At 34.7% G+C, this 18,060-nt stretch carries 12 protein-coding genes; 7 read left to right on the top strand and 5 right to left on the bottom strand.

The genetic code is table 11. The features are described from left to right. Positions 1-211 precede the first annotated feature (211 nt). Together lip and ACM591_RS00135 are read left to right on the top strand one after the other, a co-directional pair. On the top strand, positions 212-2,431 hold the full coding sequence (lip, locus tag ACM591_RS00140; protein WP_418354395.1) for a YSIRK-targeted triacylglycerol lipase: 2,220 nt from the start codon (positions 212-214) through the stop codon (positions 2,429-2,431). A gap of 381 nt (positions 2,432-2,812) precedes the next feature. Further along, a complete protein-coding gene (locus tag ACM591_RS00135) occupies positions 2,813-3,166 on the top strand; it encodes a GNAT family protein (protein ID WP_318651845.1) in 354 nt (117 codons plus the stop codon). 461 nt (positions 3,167-3,627) lie between these two features. On the opposite strand, the gene ilvD is transcribed toward ACM591_RS00135, so the two are convergent. Beyond that, entirely contained in the window at positions 3,628-5,328 is a 1,701-nt protein-coding gene (gene ilvD / locus ACM591_RS00130) for a dihydroxy-acid dehydratase (protein WP_038679642.1), read from the bottom strand. Between the two features lie 329 nt (positions 5,329-5,657). On the opposite strand from ilvD, the gene ACM591_RS00125 reads away from it, so the two are divergent. Together ACM591_RS00125 and ACM591_RS00120 are read left to right on the top strand one after the other, a co-directional pair. Beyond that, a complete protein-coding gene (locus ACM591_RS00125; RefSeq protein WP_038679644.1) occupies positions 5,658-6,443 on the top strand; it encodes an arylamine N-acetyltransferase family protein in 786 nt (261 codons plus the stop codon). 156 nt (positions 6,444-6,599) lie between these two features. Then, positions 6,600-7,586 carry a LysM peptidoglycan-binding domain-containing protein gene (locus ACM591_RS00120; RefSeq protein ID WP_029376843.1) on the top strand — a complete coding sequence of 329 codons (987 nt, stop codon included), beginning with the start codon at positions 6,600-6,602 and terminating at the stop codon, positions 7,584-7,586. A gap of 141 nt (positions 7,587-7,727) precedes the next feature. Here the strand turns inward: ACM591_RS00120 and ACM591_RS00115 are convergent, their stop codons facing one another. After that, positions 7,728-8,000, bottom strand: coding sequence for a hypothetical protein (locus ACM591_RS00115; protein WP_029376842.1), 273 nt, complete (start codon positions 7,998-8,000; stop codon positions 7,728-7,730). 194 nt (positions 8,001-8,194) lie between these two features. On the opposite strand from ACM591_RS00115, the gene ACM591_RS00110 reads away from it, so the two are divergent. Continuing rightward, a complete protein-coding gene (locus tag ACM591_RS00110) occupies positions 8,195-9,055 on the top strand; it encodes a GNAT family N-acetyltransferase (protein WP_029376841.1) in 861 nt (286 codons plus the stop codon). Positions 9,056-9,164: 109 nt separating this feature from the next. Then, positions 9,165-10,409, top strand: coding sequence for an ammonium transporter (locus ACM591_RS00105; RefSeq protein ID WP_029376840.1), 1,245 nt, complete (start codon positions 9,165-9,167; stop codon positions 10,407-10,409). Between the two features lie 122 nt (positions 10,410-10,531). Here the strand turns inward: ACM591_RS00105 and ACM591_RS00100 are convergent, their stop codons facing one another. The 3 genes from ACM591_RS00100 to gltC form a co-directional block, all read right to left on the bottom strand. After that, positions 10,532-11,305, bottom strand: a complete 774-nt coding sequence (locus ACM591_RS00100; RefSeq protein ID WP_029376839.1) for a YibE/F family protein — start codon at positions 11,303-11,305, stop codon at positions 10,532-10,534. Continuing rightward, positions 11,302-12,417: a YibE/F family protein gene (locus tag ACM591_RS00095; protein ID WP_029376838.1), complete on the bottom strand. Its 1,116-nt coding sequence runs from the start codon at positions 12,415-12,417 to the stop codon at positions 11,302-11,304. The genes ACM591_RS00100 and ACM591_RS00095 overlap by 4 nt, the downstream gene beginning before the upstream one ends. A gap of 93 nt (positions 12,418-12,510) precedes the next feature. Beyond that, a complete protein-coding gene (gltC, locus tag ACM591_RS00090) occupies positions 12,511-13,398 on the bottom strand; it encodes a glutamate biosynthesis transcriptional regulator GltC (protein ID WP_326026950.1) in 888 nt (295 codons plus the stop codon). A 139-nt stretch (positions 13,399-13,537) separates the two neighbouring features. Between gltC and gltB the strand changes: the two genes are divergently transcribed. Next, on the top strand, positions 13,538-18,040 hold the full coding sequence (gene gltB / locus ACM591_RS00085; protein WP_418354394.1) for a glutamate synthase large subunit: 4,503 nt from the start codon (positions 13,538-13,540) through the stop codon (positions 18,038-18,040). Positions 18,041-18,060 lie beyond the last annotated feature (20 nt).

The raw sequence follows: 18,060 nt of genomic DNA, 5'->3' as shown, positions 1-18,060 counted from the left end.
ATTTTTTAATAATTTACTGAAAATTCTTTTGATAAATAAAATTTTTCTCAATGAATGTAAGCGCTTTCTTTGGGAAGGGGTGAGTGGTATGAAAGCTTTTATAGGTAAATTTTTTGAACTATTACCGCGTTTTATCATTAACTTTTTCATCTAGTTTTTCCTTTTAGTTAAATTGTGTTTTAAAAATCAAGAAAATTTAGAGGTGTTGTATATGGAGAATAAACGAAATAAGTATAGTATACGTAAATTTGCTGTCGGCGCTTCTTCAATTTTAATTGGCTCGTTATTATTTTTGAATGTAGAGACTGTAAAAGCTGCTGAAGAAAATAATCAAAGTGAAGTGGACACACAAGTACAAAGTGGGAATCATTTGGGAGATGATGAACATCAAAATTTAGTGAATGACAATACAAATACACCGGTTAATGATGATAAAACACAAGTGAATGATGAAAAAGACAATCAAGCAACTCATACTAGCTTACATAAAGATCAACAAGATACGAATACTAAAGTTAACGACTCAACAGATAAAGTAGATCCGGAATTTAATGAAGCAGATAAAGATAAAGAGCAAGACCAAGCAGAAGTAGATCCAGAATATAACGCAAAAGATAAAGTGAAAGAGCAAGACCAGTCAGAAGTAGATCCAGAATATAACGCAAAAGATAAAGCGAAAGAACAAGATCAGTCAGAAGTAGATCCAGAATATAACGCAAAAGATAAAGCGAAAGAACAAGATCAGTCAGAAGTAGATCCAGAATATAACGCAAAAGATAAAGATAAAGAGCAAGACCATTCAGAAGTAGATCCAGAATTTAATGCAAAAGATAAAGCGAAAGAACAAGATCAGTCAGAAGTAGATCCAGAATATAACGCAAAAGATAAAGCGAAAGAACAAGATCAGTCAGAAGTAGATCCAGAATATAACGCAAAAGATAAAGCGAAAGAACAAGATCAGTCAGAAGTAGATCCGGAATATAACGCAACAGATAAAGAACAAGAAAATCATGTAGATCATAAAGATGCTAATCAAAATAAAATGCTAGAAAACAGTCAGCCCGCATTAAATGAGCGTGTTAAAAATGATAATAATATAAAAGAGAGCACATCTTTCGATAAATTACCGAATCAAACTGCAAACCACGATTCTGAACAAGATGATGACAGTAATCCTGACAAAGCATTAAATACGTTGAAAGAAAATGCTGTAGCAACGCCGAAGAACCAAACGCAACAAAATGTAGAAAAAGCGAATGAACAACCTAATAAAGCTGCAAAACAAGGACAGTATAAAAACCAAGATCCTATCATTTTAGTGCATGGTTTCAATGGCTTTACTGATGATATTAATCCAGCGGTATTAGCTCATTATTGGGGTGGAGATAAATTGAATATCCGCCAAGATTTAGAAAGTAATGGTTATGAAACATACGAAGCGAGCGTTGGTGCATTAAGTAGTAACTACGATCGTGCCGTTGAGCTTTATTACTATATTAAGGGTGGCACGGTAGATTATGGTGCAGCCCATGCTGAGAAGTACGGTCATGAACGTTATGGTAAAACATATGAAGGTGTATATAAAGATTGGCAACCAGGTAAAAAAGTTCACTTAGTGGCTCATAGTATGGGTGGACAAACAGTGAGACAACTTGAAGAATTATTGCGTAACGGTAATCAAGAAGAAATAGAATATCAAAAAGAACATGGCGGTGAGATTTCTCCACTATTCCAAGGCAATAACGATAATATGGTGAATTCAATTACTACTATTGGTACGCCTCATAATGGTACACATGCTGCAGATGCATTAGGTAATGAGGCGATAGTTAGACAATTAGGATTTGATTACGCCAAATTCAAAGGTAATAAAAACTCAAAAGTAGATTTTGGTTTTGGCCAGTGGGGTCTTAAACAGAGAGAAGGAGAAACGTACGCTCAATACGTACAACGCGTTCAAAATAGCGGATTATGGAAAACAGAAGACAACGGATTTTATGATTTGACTAGGGAAGGTGCTGCTAAATTAAATAAAAACACATCGTTAAACCCTAACATTGTCTATAAAACATACACTGGAGAATCAACAAGACCTACTTTGTTTGGCAATCAAAAATCCGATGTTAATTTGTTCCTACCATTTACTGTAACGGGTAATGTAATTGGCAAAGCTGCAGAAAAAGAATGGCGTGAAAATGACGGCTTAGTCTCTACTATTTCATCACAACATCCATTTAATCAAGCCTTTATAGAAGCTACGGACGAAGTGAAAAAAGGTGTATGGCAAGTGACTCCAATTAAACACGGTTGGGACCATGTAGATTTTGTTGGTCAAGATTCTACTGACTCAAATCATCCTACTGAGGAGTTACAACAGTTTTGGCACAATTTAGCAGAAGATTTAGTTCGTAACGAGCAATTTGATGCTTAAATAAAAATTGAATTATAATAAGGGAGGTAATGATTATGACTGGAGATTTATTTGATTTATTAGGTTCATTATTTCGTGTGATTAAAGCGTTATTTTTTTAAAGAGTAAAATAATGGTATAACATGATTTTACCAATTACTATAATCAAGAGGAACGAGGCATTAAAATCAATTTGTAATTATTGATTTAGGCCTGGTTCCTTTTTTATTTTTATGCATTACATAGATTAGAGTATACTAACTCATAATAGTTAGGAGGGGTAGAGTGATACAATTTTTAAAAGGAACTTTAGAACCGCTTAATGGAAAGATTATAGATGATTGGTATTATTGAAAGTATGAAGATCTTGAGAAAAAGGCGAAAAAATGGAATGCGCCATATATTAAGGAGCCAGCAATAGATAAGGTATCATTTACTAAAGAATTAGAAGTAAATCGTTATATCTATCCAAATGTAGAAAGTACTTTAGCGATTATGGTAGATAATAACTTCATAGGTACTGTTGGTTCATATTGGATAGATAAAAATACCAATTGGTTAGAAATAGGTATCGTTATTTACAATAGTGATTATTGGGAAAGTGGAATAGGAACAGAGGTATTTCAATTATGGATTGATTACTTATTTAAAAAAGATTTTGTTCATAGATTAGGTATATCTACGTGGTCAGGTAATGAAAGTATAATCAAGCTTGCTCAAAAAGTAGGTATGCGAGAAGAAGCAAGGATAAGGTAAGCAAGAAGTGTAAATGGACAATATTTTGATGCCATAAAAATGGGAATATTAAAATGTGAATGGAGAAATGTATGAAAACAGACAAATCATATATAATCAAGAAGAAAGAAAATAATAAAAGAGACCGAGACAATTGAATGTCTCGGCCTCGAATAATTTCTAGAAATTATTCACCTTTGAATAAACCAACGATTTTTTTGATGATATCAATGATAAAGCTCATGTATCTCACCTCGCTTTGTTTTGTTAAGTTTAATATAATACAATTGCGTTCAATTTTGTTCGGTATTCCCTAAGTTGCGAAAAATCATTCGTTAATGACTAAAAAATAAATTAAATAAACAATTGTGAATTCTAAAGTGTATTTTTGTGAATAAATGCACTTTATATAAAAAAGCCTTATTACAATGTATTGGAAAATACTGTGTAATAAGGCTTTTTGCTCTTTATTATGATTGCTTTTAGTCAGTAATTGCGCCTTTTGATGCTGAAGACACAAGTTTAGCATACTTAGCGAGTGTTCCTTTTGTTGCTTTTAGAGGTGGAACTTCCCAATTTTGATAGCGACGTTCAAGCTCTTCTTCGGAAACGTCGAAACTAATTTCAAGTTTTTCTGCATCAATGGTAATTGTATCGTTTTCTTCTAAGAGTGCCATCGGTCCACCGACTTGAGATTCTGGTGCAGCATGACCTATAACTAGTCCATGTGAACCACCAGAAAATCTACCATCTGTAAGTAATGCTACTGATTCTCCTAGCCCTTTTCCTACAAGGATAGAGGATGCAGACAACATTTCAGGCATACCTGGTGCGCCTTTAGGTCCTGCATAGCGAATAACTACGACATCTCCAGGTTTGATTTCATCATTTAGTATAGCTTTAGTGGCTTTCGCTTCTGAATCAAAGACGCGTGCAGGGCCTTTGATATAAGTAACGCTAAGACCAGAGATTTTAGCTACAGCCCCTTCAGGAGCTAAGTTACCTTTTAAAATAACAAGGGGACCAGTTGCGTGTTTAGGTTCTTCGAAATTTATAATTTCTTTATTATCAGTTAGGTCTGGTTGGTCAACTAAATTCTCAGCTACTGTATGACCTGTTACAGTTAAGCAATCACCATGGATTAATCCTTTGTCATGAAGAAGTTTCATCACAGCAGGAATACCACCTACTTCGTCAAGGTGTGCCATTACATACTTACCACTTGGTCTCAGATCGGCAATATGAGGTACACGCTTACGGATTCTCTCAAAATCATCTAGTGTTAAATCTACTTCGATGGTATGTGCAATCGCAAGTAGGTGTAAAATAGCATTTGTTGAACCACCTAATGCCATTACAACAGTAATTGCGTTTTCAAAGGCTTCTTTAGTCATGATGTCTTTTGGATAAATACCTTTTTCTAATAATTTATAAACTGCTTTTCCTGCTGCCCTGCTATCTTTTGCTTTATTCGTAGAAACAGCAGGATGTGAAGCACTACCTGGTAAACTCATACCCATTGCTTCAATTGCTGATGACATCGTGTTAGCTGTAAACATACCACCACAAGCGCCAGCACCTGGACATGCAGAACACTCTACTTTATGTAAAGCCTCTTTATCGATTTCTCCATTATTATACTGTCCTACGCCTTCAAATGCAGATACGGCATCTAAATCTTTGCCATCTAATTTTCCGGGTAAAATCGTCCCACCATAAACGAATACGGCAGGTAAATTCAAACGAGCGATTCCAATCATACAACCAGGCATGTTCTTATCACAGCCACCTATAGCCACAACGCCATCAAGGTTTTCGGCACTAACAACTGTTTCTATGGAATCTGCAATTATTTCACGACTTGGTAATGAAAAGCGCATACCGTCTGTCCCCATTGATATACCGTCTGAAACTGTAATAGTATTGAAAATTAAAGGAGAACCACCTGCTTCACTGATGCCTTGTTTAGATGCACGTGCTAGACCATCAATATGCATATTACATGGTGTAACTTCACTCCAAGTACTTGCAACCCCAATCATAGGTTTTTGAAAATCTTCGTCCTCGAAACCGAGCGCTCGTAAATAAGCGCGATTTGGCGTTCTACTGACACCTTCACTAATTACTTTACTTCGTATACGTAAATCTTGTTGATTTGTTTGTTGTTCTTGATCTTTAGCCAAATGATTACCTCCTAGATATGTTATTTTATAATGTTAGAAAAATCAGAATTTTCAATAGTTAGTTATGCGTTGATAATAAAAAACTTAAGAACGTATACAGTTATGTTGATTTCTGATGTTATTTAAAAAGTATCGAAAGTACACATTATCGGTATATCGGATTAATGTCAAACTTATCATGACCTGTGTATACTGTTATACCCTGTATTTACTATTGTAAAAATCACGAATTAAGCCATTTTTTGAAAATCTAAAAAATTGTTTTAAATAATGTTCTTAGATTAAAATGTATGCGTACTGTTGAAAAGTATATCTGAGGAGGAATTGAGATGACAGATTTTAGTCAATTAGAGAATTATTTAGAAATTGATACAGAAAAATATAATCGAAATGATTTATTATCATTAAATCATTATATTCATCAATATGTTTCGCATGTTCCTTTTGAAAATATAAACGTCCAAAATAAGCAAGACATAGCATTAAATGATGACTCTATGCTTTACAAAATTATTCAAGAACATCGTGGTGGTTTTTGTTATGAACAAAATCGTTTTTTCAAAAATTATTTAGTTGAAAAAGGGTTTAATGTAGATATGATATCTGCAACGATTAATACGGGGGATGGTTGGGCGATGGCAAGTTCTCATATGGCGCTCAAGGTAAAGGTGAATCAACAAAACTATTTAGTAGATGTTGGATACGCAGATGTACCTAAAGAGGCTATGCCTTTATCGAATTACCAAGAAGTCATTACTGATATCAATGGGTATTTCAGAGCTACCTATATAGATACACAAACGATTGAGATGTGTAAGTATAAAGATGATGGATGGCAAATACAATATCGAGCGATAGATGCACCTAAAAATATTTCGGATTTTGAAGAGGGTATAAAGTATAATCAATACAATCCTAATTCTATATTTGTGAAAAAATTAATAGTAAGTAAAGCAACTGATGATGGTCGTATAACATTGTCTAATTCCCATTTAACTATTACAGACCGTGGTAGGAAAGTGAAGCAACCTGTGACAAATGATAATTATTTAGCGATATTAGATAACTATTTTGGTATTGATAATGTAAATATATTAACGTTTGAACGGTCATAAATAAGTTGTATATTACAGTCTTTATATTTTTACGTGCTCGTTTGTAATCATAATGTCATATAAATAATATACTAATGTACGTTTTTACAATGTATAATAAGAGAGTGAGTATAGACACGAAGTGTAATAGATATATATAGTAGGAGGTTTACATAAGTGCGTAAAAAAATTATTGCTACTGTAATAGGCACAAGCGCCTTAGCAGCAGTTTCATCAACTAACGCGGATGCCGCTACAACTTATAAAGTTAAGAGTGGTGACTCATTGTGGTCAATAGCGAATAAATTTAATACTTCAGTGGACAAATTAAAGTCATTGAATAATTTAAGTTCAAATGTGATCTTTCCAAACCAATCATTGAAGGTGTCAGGGACATCAAGTTCAAACACGTCTTCAAACACAACAACTGGAACGACATACACAGTGAAATCAGGTGATACACTATCTGATATAGCTGCGAGATATGGAACAACTTACCAAAAAATCATGAGCTTAAATGGTTTGTCGAATTTTAATATTTATCCTGGCCAAAAATTGAAAGTGTCAGGTACTGCATCAACTGGGGGTTCGAATACTTCAGGAAACACAAGTAGTGGAAGTACAACAACTTACACAGTTAAGAGTGGCGACTCATTATCAGCGATAGCTGCAAGATATGGCACTACATATCAAAAAATCATGAGTTTAAATGGTCTAACAAACTTTAATATTTATCCTGGTCAAAAATTGAAAGTATCAGGTAGTGCATCAACCGGGGGTTCTGGTTCAACGGGCTCTACAGGGTCATCGGGATATTACACACCTGTATTTAACCATTCTAATCTATATGATTGGGGACAATGTACTTGGCATGTATTTAATAAGCGTGCACAAATTGGTAAAGGTATCAGTACTTATTGGTGGAATGCCAATAATTGGGACACTGGTGCTGCAGCTGATGGTTACACTGTAGATTATAATGCTACAGTAGGTTCTATCTTGCAGTCGGATTTAGGTTATTACGGTCACGTTGCTTTTGTAGAATCAGTAAATTCGAACGGTAGTATTACCGTATCTGAAATGAATTATTCTGCTGCGCCTGGTACAGTTACTTATAGAACGATTCCAGCATCACAAGTTAAATCATATAAATATATTCACTAAATAAAGCAAAAAGCTCGTATTGCAGTTACACATTTCGTACTGTAATACGAGCTTTTTATATGAGTTTTTATCATAAATTAGAATGATATACGACTTGCGAGATTGAAGTTATGATATCTTAGTTGAAAGGGTACTGTGCTATTATGCGTTCTCTTTACGTATAGATTTAACACGCTTCGCTGTTGTGATTAGCGTGCTTGCAAGTGTAAAAGTCGAAAATATTTTTGCGAATTTACGTGGTGATTTTAAAGCGGTATAAAAATCTAAAACTGCACCCACGCTTGTAATTGCCATGCTAGCATATATTAGTTTTTTGTTTTTTGACTGATAGGCATACCAATTAAAACCTTCTACTGCAATGCCTACAAAATTAACTGTATTTGAAATGCGATTGATTTTTGTTTTCTTAGCCATTCTGTTATACCCTCCAATTTAAAAATGTATATCTTATTTTAATATTATATCACTTTATAAACTTACGATTGATATATTAGTGTCTAATGTTGTTTGAAATATAAGATGTATACAATATTGAAATATGATAACATAAGCAATGCTCATATAAAAATAGTGCGATTGTTAATATATAGGGATGGAGTGGTGCAAAAATGATTAAATGTGTTTGTTTAGTAGTTGAATCTAATGATTATTTATTACTTGTTCAAGCTAGAAATAGGGAAAAGTATTATTTCGCTGGTGGTAAGATAGATGCGAATGAATCACATAGAGAAGCGCTAAAAAGAGAAGTACAAGAAGAATTACAAATTGATTTACCAGAGTCCTCTTTTGTCTATCTTCAAACGGTCGTCGGCGAAGCATATCCTCAGAAAAATATGCAAACAGAGCTGAACTGCTATTGTACTACAGTAAATATCAATTGGGATTCGATTGTACCAGCTCAGGAAATTACAGATATGCAATGGATACATAAATCAGAACGTCACAAAATAGCGCCAGCAGTTTTAACTTGGATTGATGCACAACCAAAACAATATGCAACTATTAATATTGTACCTTATGAAGATGCGCTTATTTCAGATATAAAACAGTTCAATATCACAGCAGAAGATAGAAAGTTTACAAAAACTCCTGAAGAAAATATTGATCTTGCTACTAAAGATGAAGAACGTCATCCAACCTTGGTATATAATGGTGACAAGGAATGCGTTGGCTTCTTTACATTGCATGAAGGGCAGGGTGTTGCGCCTTATGCAAACAATAAAAGTGCAATATTTTTCAGATCATTTAGCATTGATTCGAATTATCGAGGCTATGGTTATGGCAAACAAGTCATTCAATCGCTGCCAAGCTATTTAAGACAATATTTTCCTGATGTTAATGAAATCTATTTGACAGTAAATACCGATAATGAAATAGCTCAAAAATTATACCAACAATGTTGCTATCAAAACGTAGGAACCTCGCAATTAGAAGGGCGTCCAGTATATGTTTTGAAACGTAATTTATAAAAAATAAATGTGTGCGTCATATAACTTAACACAGTGTGTTACTTTATATGACGCATTTTTGCGCTCTAATTTGTTAGCGGGTATGATCTTCTACAAAGGAGTGAGCAGTATGAATATGAATGATACATTATTTTTATTTCTTTGTACTTTATTAGTATGGTTAATGACACCAGGATTGAGCCTATTTTATGGAGGGTTGGTACAGTCCAAAAATGTTTTGAACACAGTGATGCAAAGTATGTCTGCTATTGTAGTCGTGACGTTTGCATGGGTAATACTTGGTTTTAGTTTGAGTTTCGGTTCTGGAAATGCAATCTTAGGCGACTTTACATATTTGGGATTACAGCATGTTGGATTTAATACTCAATCGGAAATTTCACCGCATGTACCACTAGGGTTATTTATGTTATTCCAAATGATGTTTTGTACAATTGCAGTATCGATATTGTCTGGTTCAATTGCCGAAAAAATGAAGTTTATACCATATCTTATTTTTGTGTTTTTATGGGTGATATTGGTATATAGCCCTGTAGCGCATTGGGTGTGGGGCGGCGGTTGGATTGATCAACTTGGTGCGATAGATTATGCTGGCGGGACAGTAGTACATATCACTTCTGGTGTTTCGGGACTAGTGTTAGCGGTGATGATAGGTGCAGGGAAAAATTTTGATAAACGACCACCACATAACCTTATTATTTCATTAATAGGTGGTATATTCGTATGGATTGGTTGGTATGGGTTTAATGTAGGGAGTGCGTTAACATTTGATCATATCGCAATGACATCATTTATTAATACTGTGTTAGCGGCGAGTGCAGGATCGTTAGGTTGGTCGATTATCGAATATTGGATGAAAAAGACGACGAGTTTAATCGGTATGTTGTCTGGTATGCTAGCAGGTTTAGTAGCAATTACACCCGCAGCAGGGTTTGTTGATTATACAAGTGCTATATTAATTGCGTTAATAGGTGGCGTATGTTGCTATTTTGCGATTAATTATATCAAGGTGAAATTAAAATATAATGATGCATTAGATGCATTTGGAATCCATGGTATCGGTGGTGTTATCGGTGCGGTATTAACGGGCGTATTCCAATCACAAAAAGTTAATGATGGTGTTTCAAATGGTTTGCTGTTTGGTGGCAATATACAAGCGGTAATGGTTCAAATATTGGCAGTAATCGTAACAATTATATTTAGTGGATTAGTTACATATATTATTGCAAAAGTAATTGGGCTGTTTAGCGAGCTTGCTGCGGATAAAGTTGAAGAAGAACAAGGTCTAGACTATGTTGTTCATGGGGAAAATGCATATTTTAGTGGTGAATTGAATAAATTGAATAGACGTTCTTAATGTCTAATGTTTGCGAATAAGACTTGATGTGAGATACAAGTTGAAAGATTGAATATATTAAAAACCTATCGAGACTAGATACAAGTACATGTTCTAATCGCGATAGGTTCAAATTATGATTGTTAGTTGTTTTGTGTGGTTGATGTTTTTTGTCTTTTTATCAAGATGGCAGTTAACCAAGCTGTAATTGGAATACTAATGGCTACAGCAATACCACCCAAAAGAATTGAAATAAATTCTTGGGCGAAAATTTTCGAATTAATTATGTGGCCAAATGAATAATTAAGTTTGAAGAACCAGAAAAATAATGTCAGTTGACCACCGAAATAAGCTAAGTAAATGGTGTTTGCTGAAGTTGCTAATATCTCTCTACCAACACGCATGCCAGAATGGAATAGTTCTTTCTGAGTTAATTCAGGATTGGTTTCATTTAATTCGCATATTGGAGAACTTATCGTAATCGCCAAATCAATCACGGCTGCAATGACTGCCAACACAATTGTAAAGACCATGAATTTGACCATGTCGATTCCAATGTTCATCGAAAAGATATAAGTTTCGTCTTGTTCTTCTGTCGTAAAGCCTTGTATATCACCAATTGAAACAGAAAAATAAATTGCCAAGATTAATATTACTGTAGTTAAAATCGTCGCATAAAATGCTGCTTTGGTTTTAGTGTTATAACTATTCAACATAAATAAGTTACAAGCTGCGATAATAATACAGAATATAAGAGTGACTAGATAAATCGGTGCACCAAATATAATGATGACAATTGCGATTACTAGGATGACAAAGTTCAAGAACAGAGTCATATAAGAGATGAGTCCTTTTTTACCACCGAAGATAAGCATTAATACCAGCAATATTAGACCTAAAATTGTAATTGCGCTCATTGGTTAGCACCTCTCATTCTAAACCATAGTTGCATTAATAAGATTGTAATTGGAATTGTTAGTACGATGCCAATACCCCCTGTGATTGCCCGGGAAATTTCAAGTGACCAATTCATAGAAATAGTATATGTAATAGTATTAGCATTTTTTAAGTATATCAGTAGCATGGGTAAACTACCTGATAGATATGAAAAGAGTAAGATATTAGTCATAGTGCCCATGATATCTTGCCCGATATTGCGCCCAGCTAATGCCCAACGCGTCATACTGATGTCTGGTGTACGGCGCAAAATTTCGGCCATACCACTTGCGATAGTTATCGCGACATCCATTACAGCACCTAAGGTACCAATTAATACAGAAGCGAGGAATACTTCTTTAGGTGGCAACGTTAAAAAGCTCATTGTTTCAAACTTTATACCTGAACCATCAGTAAAATGTATAACTAATTGTGTAATACCGACGCAGATGAATGTACCGAGTAACGTACTGACGATTGTAATCAGTGTTCTCCATTGCCATCCTGTAACCAAGATTAAAGTTAATATCGTTGAAATGAAAATACCGATACTCATTAAACCGAATAAACTGATGTTAGGGTTTTGGTTATGAATGTAAATGGCTAAGACGACGACCAGTGTATTAATCACTAACGATAAAATCGATTGTAGACCGATTTTTCTACCCACTAGCAATACAGTTAATAGAAATAAACCTGTAATGGCGACGATTAAGCTATCGCGTTTCTTTTCAGTGATATATGCACTATTTAGCTTATCGTCAATATGTAGCAAAACTTTGTCATTAGTTGAATATGCTAAACTGTCTGCTTGTGACTCAATGTATTGATTATGAATGGTGGTCGTTTTACCTTCGTATTTTCCGTTAAGTATCTTAATTGTTAACTGTTCTTTATATTTCGTATCTTTGTTATGATGTTCATCTGTAATTTGGGACGTAGATTTATTTTCAATATTAGTAATTTGACCTATGGGTATATCATAAAATTTAGCATTCATGAAAGTGAAAATAAAAACTCCTAAAAATATGATGCAAAAAGCAAAGACAACCCAATTAAAAGGGCGTTTCAATATTTTTTTAGCTGAATTCAAGGTGACTCAATCCTCTCTATTTTTAGACAATGTGATTATACGCCCCAGTTTTGTTGAATTCAAAGATTTATAGGCTGTAGTATTGAGTTCGTATTAATGATAAGTCGCACTACGGCTTAATAATTGCTCTATAGTTGTAAGCATTAATTGTAAATCGTTTTTACGATTATCTTGGCGAACAACACTACAAATCGTACGTCTTAGCTCTGTGTGTTCTAGTGAAATATCGACCCATTTTTGTGGATTTTTGTCTAGAAGGTGGTATGAGGGTGCGATGATGTAGCCTCGTTCTTTACTTAGTAAATATTGTGCGAGCTGTGTATGAGTAACTATACGTATTGGTGTTTCTACTACCTTTTTCAATGTTTGTTCGATGTTTGGAGGCAAGGGATAGAGCTTGTAAATCATTTTATTTGAAAATTGTATTAACGGCGGGTTAGTTGCCATGGTAATGGGATCATCTTTTGGAACATAGATATGAAAATTTTCTTCGAATAAAGGGTTAATCTTTAATGAAGCGTTTTGTTTAAGATTATGTGTTAACTCTGTAAAAGCGAGATCGATTTGATCTGTGAGTAAAGCGTTTAGTATATCACTTTCTTCCATTAGAATGGGTTCAACTACTGAATCACTTTTGTTTTCAAAGGCTTGAATTAATAAAGTTAGTACTTGAGAAATATAGCTTTCAACATAACCTATACGAATGATGAAGTGGTTTGACTCAGATTGATTGTGAAATAAGCGTATAGTTTCATCGAGTTGATCGATAATCTTAGTCGCTTCTGTAAACAAATGCTTACCTTCATCGGTAAGGTGAATATTACGTCCTTCTCTTTTAAATAATGTAACTTGTAATTCTTTTTCGAGTTGCGTGATTTGTCGACTGATGGCAGATTGTGCAATGTCTAATTCAAGTGCAGCTTCTGACAAGTGCTCTCTTTTAGCTACTTCTATAAAATATTTTAATTGTTTTATTTCCATAGTTAATAACTCCTATTCCAAATCGTTCTAATAATTAGAATGATATCATCTAATTTATATATTGAACAGATTAATCAACTGCTATATAGTTTACTTACTTAATTTAATATTCAGAATTTTCGTAAAAGAGGTGAGGGTCATGCTTGAATATGGTGAAAAAGTAGGCTTATATGATAGCCGTGAAGAACATGATGCATGTGGTATAGGGTTTTATGCCAATATGGATAATCAGAGAAATCACGAGATTGTTGAAAAATCATTAGAAATGTTACGTAGGTTAGATCATCGTGGGGGAATTGGTGCTGATGGTGTTACTGGCGATGGTGCCGGTATTATGACAGAAGTGCCTTATGAATACTTTGCTGAAAAAGTTGACTTTGATTTACCGGCTGAAGGTAAATATGCGGTTGGAATGTTTTTTACTAATGAGAAGATAGCTGGTTCTCAACATGAAGCTCAATTTAATGCTCACTTTGAAGCAGAAGGCTTAAGTGTCATTGGTTATAGAGATGTTCCTGTAGATACAAATGCAATCGCATCGCACGTAGTTGAAACTATGCCACATATACAACAAGTGTTCGTTGCGTTAAACGATATTTCACATATAGAAAGAACATTATTTTTAGCGCGTAAACAAATTGAAAATTACGCTAGTCAACAGCGTTTGAATTTATATTTTACAAGCTTATCGCACAGAACAATAGTGTACAAAGGTTGGCTACGCTCAGACCAAATAAAAGCGTTATATCAAGATTTAAATCATGAGACTTATGTTTCAAAATTAGGGCTTGTACATTCGCGCTTTAGTACAAATACATTTCCAAGTTGGAAGCGTGCGCATCCTAACAGATTGCTCATGCATAACGGTGAAATTAACACCATAAAAGGTAATGTGAACTGGATGAGAGCTAGACAAAATGATTTAATAGCAACAATATTTGGTGATGATAAAGATAAGGTTAAAGAAATTGTAGATGAAGATGGTAGTGATTCTGCCATTGTAGATAATGCAATAGAATTCTTATCATTAGCTATGGAGCCTGAAAGAGCAGCGATGCTGATGATTCCGGAACCTTGGTTATACAACAAAGCTAATGATGCTAACGTGCGCTCATTTTATGAGTTTTATAGTTATTTGATGGAACCATGGGATGGTCCTACAATGATTTCTTTTTGTAACGGAGATAAGATTGGTGCGTTAACAGATAGAAATGGTTTGAGACCAGGACGTTACACAATTACGAAAGATAATTATATCGTCTTCTCCTCAGAGGTCGGTGTAGTAGATGTACCAGAAGATAATGTTGCGTTTAAAGGTCAATTAAACCCAGGGAAGTTGTTATTGGTTGATTTCAAACAAAATAAAGTAATAGAAAACAACGAATTGAAAGCGCGTATCGCAGATGAACATCCGTATGAAAATTGGCTGAATCAATTTAAAGTAGATTTAGGTTTAGCTAAGGTATCATATCAAAATTCTGAATGGAGCGAGGAAAGTTTAACACGTTTACAAAAACAGTTCGCTTATACAAAAGAAGAAATGGATAAATATCTGACCGAAATTGTAGAAAATAAGAAAGACCCAATAGGTGCAATGGGTTATGATGTGCCGATTGCGGCTTTAAATGAAAAAGATGAAACATTATTTAACTATTTTAAGCAATTATTTGCTCAAGTTACGAATCCACCTATAGATGCTTACCGTGAGAAAATAGTTACGAGTGAACTATCTTATTTAGGTAGTGAAGGTAATTTATTGAATCCGAATGAAGACGTATTGAACCGTATTCAATTAGCGCGACCAGTTTTAACAGAAGCACAACTAGAAGTCATTGAACAGAGTAGATTTAATGTTACACATTTATCTACGATTTATCAAAATGATTTAGAGGCAGCTTTAGATGAATTAGGGGATAAAGCAATCCAATCTGTTAAAAAAGGTAAAGAAATCATAGTATTAGATGATCGTGAATTAGTGAATAATCATGACGGGTATGCGATGCCGATGCTATTAGCAGTAAGTCATATACACCAGTTGTTAATAAGAGAAGGAGTACGCATGCGCACGAGTATAGTAGCCTTATCTGGAGAAACAAGGGAAGTACATCATGTTGCTTGCTTGTTAGGATATGGTGCAAATGCGGTTGTACCTTATTTAGCACAACGTACGATTGAGCAGTTAGTTCGAAATGAACGTTTAGAAGGGGATATTTCTGAAAATGTTCAAACCTATACAGATACATTATCTGAAGGTGTGATAAAAGTTATGGCTAAAATGGGTATTTCTACTGTTCAAAGTTATCAAGGGGCACAAATTTTTGAAGCAGTAGGTTTATCTTCTGAAGTTGTTGAAAAATATTTTACAGGTACACAAACTAAACTTTCAGGTATATCCATAGATATGATAGATAAGGAAAATAAAGCAAGACAAACACCTACTAGTAAATACATTGAATCAGGAAGTACATTCCAATGGCGTAAACAAGGTCAACATCATACGTTTAACCCAACATCTATCCATTTGTTGCAACATGCATGTAGATTAAATGATTATGAAAAGTTTAAATCATTTTCACATGAAGTTAATCATAAACGTACCGATCACGTTCGTCATTTGATGGAATTTAAAAAGCAAGAAGCTATTGATATTAGTGAAGTTGAGCCTGCAAGTGCTATTGTTCAACGTTTTAACACAGGTGCGATGAGTTATGGTTCGATTTCTGAAGAAGCACATCAAACATTAGCCGAAGCGATGAACCAAATGGGTGGTAAGAGTAATAGTGGTGAAGGTGGAGAAAATCCGGAACGCTATATTGTAGATGAAGAAGGCCGTAACCGTTCTAGTGCAATTAAACAAGTTGCATCCGGTCGTTTTGGTGTGACGAGTGATTACTTACAACATGCCAAAGAAATACAAATCAAAGTTGCGCAAGGCGCTAAACCAGGGGAAGGCGGACAATTACCAGGTACTAAAGTGTATCCGTGGATAGCTGAAGTAAGGGGTTCAACACCAGGTATAGGTTTAATATCACCACCGCCGCATCACGATATTTATTCAATAGAAGATTTAGCACAATTAATACATGATTTGAAAAATGCCAATAAAGACGCAAATATCACAGTGAAACTTGTGTCCAAAACAGGCGTAGGTACAATTGCAGCTGGTGTTGCTAAAGCATACGCAGATAAGATTGTTATTAGTGGCTATGACGGAGGTACAGGTGCTTCACCTAAAACGAGTATTCAACATGCAGGTGTGCCATGGGAAATTGGTCTGGCCGAAACGCATCAAACTCTAATGATGAACGGTTTAAGATCAAGAGTGAAAGTAGAGACTGATGGTAAGTTACTAACAGGTAAAGATGTTGCTTATGCATGTGCATTAGGTGCTGAAGAATTTGGTTTTGCTACTGCGCCATTAGTAGTACTTGGATGTATTATGATGCGTGTTTGTCATAAAGATACTTGTCCAGTAGGTATTGCTACACAGAATCAAGATTTGAGAGCTTTATTTAATGGTAGAGCAGATCATGTAGTTAATTTTATGCACTTTGTTGCTGAAGAATTGCGTGAAATACTAGCTGAATTGGGATTGAAATCTGTAGATGAGCTTGTAGGTAGAACTGATTTATTAACACGTAAGAATAATCTAGCTAGCAGTCGTCCTAAAGCCGCATCGATGAATGTTGAAGCGTTATTGTATCAACATGAAGGTGAAAGGTTTAAAAAAGTAGAACAAAACCATCATCTTGACGAAGGCTTTGATTTAACAGAGTTTTATCCAGATGCTAAAGCTGCAATTGAAAGTGGCCAAACATTTAGTGGTCAATATCAATTGAAAAATGAGCAACGCGATGTAGGCGTTATTACTGGTAGTGCCATTACTAGAGCGCATGGTAAAGACGGATTGCCTGAAGATTCAATTTATGCTGAGACTGTTGGTCATGCAGGTCAAAGCTTAGGAGCATATACTCCGAGTGGTTTAACGATTCATCACACAGGAGATGCTAATGATTACGTAGGTAAAGGTTTATCTGGCGGTAAAGTAATTGTTAAAGCGCCAAACCAACAACGTGAAAACGAAATTATCGTGGGTAATGTTTGTTTTTATGGTGCTTCTCACGGTAAGGCATTTATCAGTGGTAAAGCTGGAGAGCGTTTCTGTATTAGAAATAGTGGTGTGCAAGTAGTTGTTGAAGGCATTGGTGACCATGGTCTTGAATATATGACTGGTGGTAGAGTTGTTGTATTAGGTGATGTAGGTAAAAACTTTGGCCAAGGTATGAGTGGCGGAGTGAGTTATATTTTCCCATCTGATATAGAGCAATTCAAATCAGAAAATAAACTGGATAGCTTAGATTTTGATTTCATTACTGTAGAAGAAGAATACGATGTTTTGAAATCTATGTTAGAAGAACATGTGAAGTATACAAATAGTACAAAAGCGAAAAAAATCTTAGCTAATTTTGAAGATGTTGCAGATAAAGTGGTTAAAGTAATCCCTAAAGATTATAAACTAATGATGCAAAAAATCGATTTACAAAAGCAAAATTCAATAGAACTTGATCAAGCTTTATTAAATGCTTTTAATGATAAACGCACATATATAGAATCAGAGCAACAATTGACTGCCGTATATTAATTGTAGAAGGGGGATTTATC

This window comes from Staphylococcus sp. Ze2 (genome assembly GCF_048568365.1).
Taxonomy (GTDB): Bacteria; Bacillota; Bacilli; order Staphylococcales; family Staphylococcaceae; genus Staphylococcus; species Staphylococcus xylosus.
This window is presented reverse-complemented; position numbering and strand designations above follow the sequence as displayed.

Bases quoted from the DNA above. Each gene is read 5' to 3' on its own strand.
- lip (WP_418354395.1), top strand. From the start codon at position 212: ATGGAGAATAAACGAAATAAGTATAGTATACGTAAATTTGCTGTCGGC.
- ACM591_RS00125 (WP_038679644.1), top strand. From the start codon at position 5,658: ATGACAGATTTTAGTCAATTAGAGAATTATTTAGAAATTGATACAGAA.
- ACM591_RS00115 (WP_029376842.1), bottom strand. From the start codon at position 8,000: ATGGCTAAGAAAACAAAAATCAATCGCATTTCAAATACAGTTAATTTT.
- ACM591_RS00110 (WP_029376841.1), top strand. From the start codon at position 8,195: ATGATTAAATGTGTTTGTTTAGTAGTTGAATCTAATGATTATTTATTA.
- ACM591_RS00105 (WP_029376840.1), top strand. From the start codon at position 9,165: ATGAATATGAATGATACATTATTTTTATTTCTTTGTACTTTATTAGTA.
- ACM591_RS00100 (WP_029376839.1), bottom strand. From the start codon at position 11,305: ATGAGCGCAATTACAATTTTAGGTCTAATATTGCTGGTATTAATGCTT.
- gltC (WP_326026950.1), bottom strand. From the start codon at position 13,398: ATGGAAATAAAACAATTAAAATATTTTATAGAAGTAGCTAAAAGAGAG.
- gltB (WP_418354394.1), top strand. From the start codon at position 13,538: ATGCTTGAATATGGTGAAAAAGTAGGCTTATATGATAGCCGTGAAGAA.